Below are 1,549 nucleotides of genomic sequence, written 5' to 3'. Positions count from 1 at the left end.
ATTTTCCCCAAACAAATTTGTTGGGGAAAATTAGATCACGACTTCAACTTTACTGCAATTATTTTTAGCAAATTTGAGGGGATATATCAGCCCGCACAGGCAAGACAGGTTTTTTTTGTCTTGCACAGAGATACGTTCCAATAAAACCATTATTGGGGTTTGCAAAAAGACAATCCCACTGGTAATCCATAAAAAAAACATGTAATAATGATTTTGGTTATACATTAAATGAGTTTTTAAAGCTTCATGAATTTTTTTTGCATGTCAGACCTCGGTAAACGACTCGGAGAATAAAAATGAATGTCTTAAAAAAACTCTATGTACAGGTTCTTCTTGGCGTTTTATTTGGTGTGCTTCTTGGGTATATGTCTCCTGATTTTTCTGTCCACCTCAAATTCCTCTCTGATGCGTTTATCAAAATAATTAAAATGCTGATTTCTCCCATCATTTTTCTTACGCTTGTTTCCGGCATAGCGGCAATGAATGACATGAGGCAGATTGGCCGCTTGGCAGGTGTGTCTCTATTCTTTTTTATGATCACCACTACAATTGCATTAATGCTTGGCTTGGGAGCAGCGGATTATTTCAAGCCAGGGGTTGGACTGAATATTGATCCCGCCTCACTGAATATTGATGAAGCTAGTTCCTATCTGGGTTCAGCACATAAAGCAACCAATATGACCGAGTTGCTGATGAATATCATTCCCAGAACATTCACCAGTGCCTTTGTTGATGGTGAAATGCTGCAGGTGATTTTTATTTCAATATTGTTCTCGATAGGATTAATTTTGACGGGTTCTACTGGAAAATACATAGTAGAAAGTATGGATGTAATCGCCCGAGTGTTTTTTAAAATGATCCATTTAGTGATGTACATGGCGCCGGTAGCTACTTTTGCCGCTATGGCCTTTAGTGTCGGAAAATTTGGCATCGCACCATTAATTAATCTGATAGGCTTGTTAGCCTGTTACTATCTGACTTCGATAGTGTTTATTCTTGTTGTGCTGGGTACTATTTTGCACTGGTATTGCAAAATTAATATTGGGCATCTTGTTCGCTATTTAAAGGATGAGTTAGTCATTGTTTGGGCGACCGCTTCTTCTGAAACAGTTTTGCCCAGCCTGATGCAAAAACTCGAAAATCTGGGCTGTGACAAATCAGTGGTTGGTTTGGTATTGCCGCTAGGTTATTCGTTTAATCTTGCCGGAACTGCCATTTACCTGACATTGGCAGCCATGTTTATCGCTCAGGCAACCAATACTGAACTGACTGTATGGCAGGAGCTGGCGCTTTTGGGGGTGATGGTCATCAGTTCAAAAGGTGCAGCAGGAGTGTCTGGCAGCGGATTTATAGTACTGGCCAGTTCTCTGGCGACTATAGGTCATATTCCTGCGGCTGGAGTGGTTTTAGTGTTGGGAATCGATAAATTTATGAATGAAGGACGTTCAATCATCAATATGATTGGAAATGCTATAGCAACCATTATTATTTCTACCTGGCAACACTCTTTTGATTACGAGCAGGCGCAAAGCCTTTTGCAGAAAGGTAA

General features: G+C 40.1%; 1 protein-coding gene. It reads left to right on the top strand.

The features are described 5' to 3' along the window. Positions 1-296 precede the first annotated feature (296 nt). Positions 297-1,549, top strand: a 1,253-nt coding sequence (dctA, locus tag G543_RS0110120; protein ID WP_028384396.1) for a C4-dicarboxylate transporter DctA, incomplete at its 3' end; no start/stop codon positions are given.

The sequence above is a fragment of the Legionella moravica DSM 19234 genome (assembly GCF_000423305.1).
Classification (GTDB): domain Bacteria; phylum Pseudomonadota; class Gammaproteobacteria; order Legionellales; family Legionellaceae; genus Legionella; species Legionella moravica.
Note: the sequence above shows the minus strand (reverse complement) of the source record. Positions and strands in the feature narration are given on the sequence as shown.